This window comes from Idiomarina sp. UBA3162 (genome assembly GCF_002364475.1).
GTDB lineage: Bacteria > Pseudomonadota > Gammaproteobacteria > Enterobacterales > Alteromonadaceae > Idiomarina.
The window spans coordinates 1-7835 of the sequence record NZ_DEYI01000104.1; the positions used below are offsets into that span (position 1 = coordinate 1).

The 7835-nt window shown below is 47.8% G+C and carries 10 protein-coding genes; 8 read left to right on the forward strand and 2 right to left on the reverse strand.

The window, feature by feature from the left end; translation table 11 throughout:
- The coding region (gene sucD, locus B2X00_RS12260) for a succinate--CoA ligase subunit alpha (RefSeq protein ID WP_290487941.1) at positions 1 to 609 on the forward strand (609 nt) is incomplete at its 5' end.
- Positions 610 to 683: 74 nt separating this feature from the next.
- Here the strand turns inward: sucD and B2X00_RS12265 are convergent.
- Positions 684 to 1694, reverse strand: coding sequence for an alpha/beta fold hydrolase (locus B2X00_RS12265; RefSeq protein WP_290487942.1), 1011 nt, complete (start codon positions 1692 to 1694; stop codon positions 684 to 686).
- Between the two features lie 139 nt (positions 1695 to 1833).
- Between B2X00_RS12265 and B2X00_RS12270 the strand changes: the two genes are divergently transcribed.
- From B2X00_RS12270 to B2X00_RS12280, 3 genes are read left to right on the forward strand one after another with little or no spacing between them, the layout of a single operon-like run.
- Entirely contained in the window at positions 1834 to 3072 is a 1239-nt protein-coding gene (locus B2X00_RS12270) for an acyl-CoA dehydrogenase family protein (RefSeq protein WP_290487943.1), read from the forward strand.
- Positions 3062 to 4144 (forward strand): phosphotransferase family protein, encoded by a 1083-nt coding sequence (locus B2X00_RS12275; protein WP_290487944.1) that lies wholly within the window; start codon positions 3062 to 3064, stop codon positions 4142 to 4144. Before B2X00_RS12270 ends, B2X00_RS12275 begins: the two co-directional genes overlap by 11 nt.
- 13 nt (positions 4145 to 4157) lie before the next feature.
- A complete protein-coding gene (locus tag B2X00_RS12280) occupies positions 4158 to 4925 on the forward strand; it encodes an SDR family oxidoreductase (RefSeq protein ID WP_290487945.1) in 768 nt (255 codons plus the stop codon).
- Here the strand turns inward: B2X00_RS12280 and B2X00_RS12285 are convergent, their stop codons facing one another.
- Positions 4926 to 5378 carry a hypothetical protein gene (locus B2X00_RS12285; protein ID WP_290487946.1) on the reverse strand — a complete coding sequence of 151 codons (453 nt, stop codon included), beginning with the start codon at positions 5376 to 5378 and terminating at the stop codon, positions 4926 to 4928.
- Between the two features lie 112 nt (positions 5379 to 5490).
- Between B2X00_RS12285 and B2X00_RS12290 the strand changes: the two genes are divergently transcribed.
- Genes B2X00_RS12290 through pxpB form a run of 4 tightly spaced genes read left to right on the forward strand, consistent with a single transcriptional unit; the run spans position 5491 to position 7679 of the window.
- Complete coding sequence (locus tag B2X00_RS12290; RefSeq protein WP_071462568.1) at positions 5491 to 5751, forward strand: hypothetical protein; 261 nt, start codon at positions 5491 to 5493, stop codon at positions 5749 to 5751.
- A gap of 11 nt (positions 5752 to 5762) precedes the next feature.
- The gene (locus B2X00_RS12295; protein WP_290487947.1) at positions 5763 to 6167 is read left to right on the forward strand and encodes a hypothetical protein; all 405 of its coding nucleotides are present in this window, start codon (positions 5763 to 5765) and stop codon (positions 6165 to 6167) included.
- Between the two features lie 13 nt (positions 6168 to 6180).
- A complete protein-coding gene (locus tag B2X00_RS12300; protein ID WP_290487948.1) occupies positions 6181 to 6957 on the forward strand; it encodes a 5-oxoprolinase subunit PxpA in 777 nt (258 codons plus the stop codon).
- 20 nt (positions 6958 to 6977) lie between these two features.
- On the forward strand, positions 6978 to 7679 hold the full coding sequence (pxpB, locus tag B2X00_RS12305; protein ID WP_290487949.1) for a 5-oxoprolinase subunit PxpB: 702 nt from the start codon (positions 6978 to 6980) through the stop codon (positions 7677 to 7679).
- The last annotated feature ends 156 nt before the right edge of the window (positions 7680 to 7835 follow it).

Sequence of the window (7835 nt, forward strand, 5' to 3'; positions counted from 1 at the left end):
GGTATCGAGCTGATTGTTTGTATCACTGAAGGTATTCCTACACTTGATATGGTTGACGTTAAAGTTAAACTAGATCAAACAGGTACTCGTATGATCGGTCCTAACTGTCCAGGTGTTATCACTCCTGGTGAGACTAAGATTGGTATCATGCCTGGTCACATCCACAAGCCTGGTAAAGTAGGTATTGTTTCTCGCTCTGGTACTTTAACGTACGAAGCGGTTAAGCAAACTACAGATGCTGGTTTTGGTCAGTCTACGTGTGTTGGTATTGGTGGTGATCCAATCCCAGGTACTAACTTCATCGACGTTCTAGAAATGTTCGAGAAAGATGAGCAAACTGAAGCTATCGTTATGATCGGTGAAATCGGTGGTACTGCAGAAGAAGAAGCTGCGGAATACATTAAAAATCACGTGACTAAGCCTGTCGTTTCTTACATTGCAGGTGTTACAGCGCCTCCAGGTAAGCGCATGGGCCACGCAGGTGCGATCATTGCAGGCGGTAAAGGTACAGCTGACGAGAAGTTTGCTGCACTTGAAGCGGCTGGCGTTAAAACTGTACGTAGCTTGGCTGATATCGGCAAAGCAGTACGTGAGAAAACAGGTTGGTAATCAACGCTGTTTAAACTGATAAAAAACCCGGCCTCGCGCCGGGTTTTTTGTATCTTATGTTTAACTTAATGTGTTTAAGGTAATTTTCTCTTTTCAAACATTACAAGCCATTCGGATAGCTGCTTATCGATCGTATTGTCGTACACCATCATCGCTATATGTGGGCGGTCGGGTAGCGTGATGACCTTAACTTTTGAGTTGTCATCAAACGATATAAAAGTTTCTTTTTTACTGAGTTTATCAAGCCCACCAACAAAAATCAGTGACGGAGGCCAGCTGTTTTGTTTCAGGTGATTATCCAAGATACGTGCGGTATTGGCCTCTTCGACATTCGCTCCGACCGAAGCGACAGCGCTTTCGATACCTGCGGTAATATACTCATCGCTAATAAATTGGGTTAGCCAAGGCGAGCTACGTTTTGTCTCGATAAGCGCGGCTTCGGTGAAGTCATTCATCGGGGCGATGCCGATGAAACCGTCGATGTTGCCATACTTCGCGATATATTGTGCAGCCACGCTTGCACCATAGGATTTTCCGTAGAGCAACAGCCGCGAGTCTGAGTTTTCAAGGATCAAAGTGACTAAGTGATGTAAACGCTCAACATCCGCCGGACCAAAACTCACCGGCTTATCACTTGCACGCCCATGACCATTCAAGTCTAACAGCAGCACATCGTATCCTTGCGCCCGCAGTGCTCGACTATCAATATAAAGTGAACGGCTATCGGTGCTGTAGCTGTGCAGCATAATAACCTGACCGCGCGGCTCACTTTGCTTTGAAAGTTTACGCGCATGGCTGTCGTCATAGTGATATAGGGTTGTCGTGGTGGTGCCTGTTTTGCTATTGGTCAGCGCCACTTTAATGGTGCTTTCAAAAGAGGTTTCATGTTGAGCCAATCCAGCGGCGGGTGCATAAAAATAGTCGAGGCTACCGACCTTACGGGGCTGCAGATTAAAGATTTCTTGGGCTGATTGCTCATCGGTAAAGGTTAGGTTCATGGCATTGGGATGAGCGATTTGGTCTGCAACGAGTGATGTGCAACCTGTTAAATGTAAAAGAAAGGCGGTGACTATTATTATGCGCATAGATTAATTTTTCTATTTTGTTTTTAACCGTAATAAAAATTTGACTCCAGTGCAAGCGGAGTAATCGGCTTAAACTGGTTGTACCAGAAAATTATTCATGCCTACAATGCGGTTATTGGGTATTTAAAGGAAACGTAGAATGGACTTTTCACTTTCAGATAAAAGTCGTGACTATTTGTCACGTGTGCAACATTTTATGGATCAGCACATTACACCTTATGAGCCTGATTACCGCAAAGAAAATCAACGCCTCAATGCCGGCCCATACTGGCGCGAGTGGCAGGTGCCACCGCATGTGGAAGAATTAAAAGCCATGGCTAAGAAGGCGGGGCTATGGAACTTGTTTTTGCCCGACGCAGAGTTGGGTCAGGGGTTATCAACACTAGAGTATGCACCTATCGCCGAGTGTATGGGACACAGCTTGTTGGCACCTGAAATTTTTAATTGCAATGCGCCTGATACCGGCAATATGGAGGTGCTGTATCACTTTGGCAGTGCCACGCAAAAGACGCAATGGCTTGAGCCTCTGCTCGCAGGGGATATTCGTTCGGTCTTTTGTATGACAGAGCCCGATGTGGCGTCATCTGATGCAACCAATATGCAAACCACGATTACCGTTGACGGCGATGAGTGGGTGATTAACGGACGCAAATGGTGGAGCACAGGGCTCGGACATCCTGATGCCAAATTTGCCATCGTGATGGGGCTGACAGACGAGGACGCTGACAAGCACAGCCGTCACTCGATGGTGATTGTGCCTTTAAATACACCCGGCGTGCACATCGAGCGTATGCTCCCTGCGCTAGGCGAATACGATGCGCCTTATGGTCACGGGGAAGTGGTATTTGATGATGTGCGCGTACCTAAGGACCATATCATTGTAGGACCGGGGGCTGGCTTTAAAATAGCGCAAGGACGCTTAGGTCCGGGCCGCATTCATCATTGCATGCGCGCCATCGGCGCTGCTGAACGCGCGCTCGATATGTTTATTGAGCGCGGCACATCGCGGATTGCGTTTGGGCAGCCTTTGTTAAAGCTGGGAGGCAATACAGAGCGCCTCGCAGATTTACGTGTTGCCATTGATCAAGCGCGTTTACTCACCCTTCATGCGGCATGGCAGATTGATAAGGTGGGTGCAATGCAGGCGATTAAAGCGATTTCGTCCATTAAATTGGTTGCGCCGCAAGTACTGCAACGTGTGGTGGATGAAACCATGCAGCTGTATGGTGGCGCCGCGATGTGTCATGATACGCCTTTACCCGATTTATTAGCGGTCGCTAAATCATTGCGTATTGCCGACGGCCCTGACGCAGTGCATCGTGCAACCATTGCTAAAACTGAAGTAAGAGCGTGGCAGGAGCGAATGAATGAGCGTTGATGCAAATAGCGTACTTGACCAGTCTTCTCCGGTTAGAACGGAAGAGTCATTACCGATTGAGTCACTTGATGCGTGGCTAAAAGCCGAACTACCTGAGGTGGTCAGTGAGTCTTCGGGCGATTTAGCCATTACTCAGTATACCGGTGGGGCATCAAATTGGACTTATCGACTCGACTACCGAGATATTACTCTCGTTTTGCGGCGTCCACCCGATGGTACTAAGGCGAAATCAGCCCACGACATGGGACGTGAATATCGATTCCAAAAGGCGCTCAAGCCTCATTTTCCAGAGGTGCCGGAGGTGCTTGCACACTGCAAGGATGAGTCGGTTATCGGTGCTGAATTTTATGTGATGCGTCATGTTGAGGGAATTATTCCGCGTCGTCACTTTCCTCGCCAACTTGAATTAAGTGAATCACAAGCGCGGCAACTCTGTTTAAACGCGATTGACCGCCTTGTCGCGTTACATAACGTGGATATCAATGCATCGGGCTTAAAACGGTTAGCAAAGGGTAAGGGCTATACCCAGCGCCAAGTAGAAGGGTGGTGCAATCGATTCGAACGGGCGAAAACATGGAATGTATTTGGCGCTAAAGGCATCATGCGGTGGATTCGAGAAAACCAACCGAACGAAGAGACCATTTGTATGACGCACAATGATTTTCGTTTGGATAACTTAGTATTGGATGCCGATGACCCGACTCACATCATTGGTATCCTTGATTGGGAGCTCGCGACACTCGGTAACCCTCTGATGGATCTAGGTAATGCATTGGCGTACTGGATTCAGTCCGACGACGATAAAATAGCCCGAGCGACGAAGCGTCAGCCGAGTGATTATCCCGGTATGTTAAGTCGAAAGGAAATCATTGCCTATTATTGCGAGCAGACGGGCGTAGCGGTGGCTGATTTTAAATTCTATGAGGTGTTTGGTTTATTCCGCCTCGCCGTAATTGCTCAGCAGATTTACTATCGTTACCACCACAAACAAACGAATAATCCAGCATTTAAAAACTTCTGGTTTTTGGTCAACTACTTGTTATGGCGTTGCCGTCGCAAAATAAAACAATAAATGGACGTGTACTATGCAAGAACAGCAAACCGTATTAATTACTGGCGCGAGCTCGGGGCTCGGCGAGGGTATGGCGAAAGAGTTCGCCAGCAAGGGATACCACTTGTGCCTGTGTGCTCGGCGTATTGAGCGTTTAGAAGCGTTAAAAAGTGACATCGAGCGTTCTTACCCAGAAGTGAGCGTGCGCATTGCGGTGCTGGATGTGAACCAACATGACGACGTATTTGACGTCTTTGAACGTTTTAAATCAGAGGCAGGCTCGATTGATAAAATCGTCGTTAATGCCGGAATGGGGAAAGGCGCTTCGTTAGGCACGGGGTACTTTGCCGCTAATCGAGCCACGGCTGAAACGAACTTCGTTGCAGCGTTGGCGCAATGCGAGGCGGCTATGGGTATTTTTAGAGCCCAAGAACGAGGTCACTTGGTCACCATCGCCTCGATGAGTGCATTGCGCGGTATGCCGCGTGCAATGACGGTATATGCGGCAACCAAAGCCGGTTTAGCATCAATGTCTGAAGGGATTCGCGCGGATTTGCTGAAGACCTATGGCAAGAACAGTCCCATCAAAGTGACCACATTATTCCCGGGATACATTCGCTCGGAAATTAATGAAAAGGTTAAGAACACACCGTTTATGATTGGTACCGAAGAGGGCTGTCGTAAATTGGTAAAAGCCATAGAAAAAGCGCCCGTCAAAGCCTATGTACCGAGTTGGCCTTGGCGCATTATTGGCTTTTTGATGAAGCGTTTACCACTGAGCTGGGTGCTCAAACTGACCTAATCACTCTTCGCATGCTGAAGCTTGGTTATCGATTGCGACGGCCAAGCTATGGCTTGTGCCTTCTTTATCTTTGTAGATAAAGACCGGTTCAGCGAGGTTAAAATCGAGTTTGTTACCCGCATGTGCAACCGTTAAACGACGCTCGTTGAGGTGAATGCGCACGCACGGTTCACCTTTAACGGTTAACATTCGCTGCCATTCTTCAGTTAGGGGCTCATAAAGCCACATTTCGGTGCCTCGCCAAGTAGTTTCTGAACCGCGAGTGCACTGATACGTGTGTACCTCTGCGGCACGATCGCGAGTCTGCTCGAGTTGTTGTAACTGACAGTCACCAGCATGGGGCGTTTCGGGTTCCATGACGGTGTATTGATACACCACGATACTTATCACGATTAAACCAAAGGTGACGCCAGCGGCCGCGATGATCAGCGCCATTCGTTTAAATATCTGCATGTGTTTTTTTACCCCTGTCAGCGTAGGCTCTAAGGTAACATATTCTTTTTTGTCTGTTAAAAAAGCGTTATGGTGGTATTCGACCAAAGCATAATAATAACGAGGTGAATAAATGTGGCAACGTGTTACTGCAATAGTACTGCTGATTGTAGGTCTACTTTTAGCCGTACTCGGAGTTGTAAGCGAGTTTGATACTATTATTCGCTTAACGGGCGCAGGCTTAATGTTGGTGGCTTTAATTTGGCTCTATCGCTTGCCCACTTTGAATAAGCTGAATGAGCAAAGTAAGCAGCCGCTCAAGTGGTATCAGTCTCCAATTGTTTGGGTGCCCGTGATAGGCATTATTATTTATTGTGTGAGCTTAGCGCTGTAAGGAAAGCAGGCATGAATCTTTTTAAGCGAATTGTCATTTTAGCGGGCGCGGTGGGTTTATTTTTTTATACCGCTTCACAAGACCAATTAGTTGCCGCGATTGCTGACTATCAATTGAGTTGGTATCAATTGGGAGTGCCGATTGCATGGGGCATTATTTTGGGCGGTTTACTCGCATTATTACGTATTCAAAAGCTACTGAGTTGGTTACCGCCGATTACGCTGGTGGCGAGTGGCTTGACGACGATGGGGTTGGTGGGTGCTGTAGCCATATTTGCTAAGCATCAGTTAGTGGTGTTGAGTTTACCTGCTTTGCAAATTGCGGGCATTGGAATCGGATTGTATTTGTTTGCTGTCAGCTACACACGTCTCTTAGGTGACCTTAAGGCACGTAACCAAGACAAAACCAAATCATGATATACTTTGTCGTATGAACACACATACGATTAGAAAAATTACACTTAATTGCGATATTGGCGAGAGCTTCGGGGCTTATAAAATGGGCGAGGATGAACTTATCATGCCGCACATCGACTGCGCCAATATTGCATGTGGCTTTCACGCATCCGATCCATTGACGATGACTCAAACGGTTGCGCTGGCAGCACAACATCAAGTCAAGATCGGAGCTCACCCGAGCTATCCCGATCTTATTGGTTTTGGGCGGCGGCACATGGATTGTTCGGAGCAAGAAATAGTGTCCCTCATCATGTATCAAGTCGGTGCCCTGAACGGTATTGCTACGCGTTATGGCGAATCAGTTGCGTACGTTAAGCCGCATGGCGCCCTATATAACGATATGCTACGCGATAGTGAGATATTTAAAGCGGTGTGTAAAGCAGTCAGCTATTTGCAAACCCAGCAACGTCAGCCGCTACCTCTGATGGTTATGGCAACCCCGCAAAACTCTGAGTGGCAAGCGCTTGCTTCTAACTATGATGTCCACTTGTGGTTTGAGGGCTTCGCGGATCGTCGTTATAACCATAAAGGGCGATTAGTATCGCGTAAACAAAACGGTGCGGTGCTGACTGAAGAAGCCGACGTATTAGAACAAGCGAAGCGATTTGCTCGTCGTGAACCGATTATCGATAAAGATGGTAATGAACGAATGATTAGTATCGATTCGCTTTGCGTGCACGGCGATAATCCGTCGGCGGTTGAGACCGTTGCTAAAATACGTGAATTGCTTCATTCGTTACCTGAATAACAACAAGAGGGACACTGAGCGTGAAACCATCCATAGTTAATGCCGGTGCAGATGCGGTTATTGTATACTTCTCAGATGAAATTAGTCTCGCCGCCAATCAACGCGTATTGCAGCTCGATGCCGCCTTAGCAGACAGTGATCTGGCGATACTCGAGACCGTGCCTGCGTACTCGTCGCTGATGGTTTATTACGATATCACGCGTCACTCGGACACCGATGTGCGTGGCGCTGTTAAAGCTATTATCGAGTCGTTACCGGCGCTTGATGAACGTGACGCCGCACAGGGGCAAACACATGTCATTCCTGTTTATTACGACGAGACGGTCGGGCCTGATTTAGCACGTATTGCGGAGCTCCACGGATGCAGTGCCGAGGAGGTTATAGAGCGCCATTGTCGGGATAGCTATCGAGTATATGCATTGGGCTTTGCACCGGGCTTTGCTTACATGGGCGAAGTCGCCGAAGATTTACAGGCACCGCGGTTGGATTCACCTAGAACACGCATTCCAGCGGGGAGTGTTGCCATTGCTGAACGGCAGACAGCGATTTACCCCTTAGCATCGCCTGGCGGCTGGAATATCATTGGTCGCACGACCTTTCCATTATATGAGCCGCAGAAAGGCATTCTGAATCAACTTAACTCGGGTGATACGGTGCGATTTAAGGCGATTTCAAAGGATGAATTTATCGCGGCTGGCGGTTCAGTGGAGGCATTCGAATGATTGAAGTGATTGAACCCGGTATGTACGCCACGATTCAGGATTTCGGTCGTTTAGGCTATTTAAAAAAAGGCTTAACACGCGGCGGACCTATCGATGAGAATGCTTTTTTATGGGGCAACTACCTGCTAAAAAATGAAGCGGGTGCGGCTCAGATTG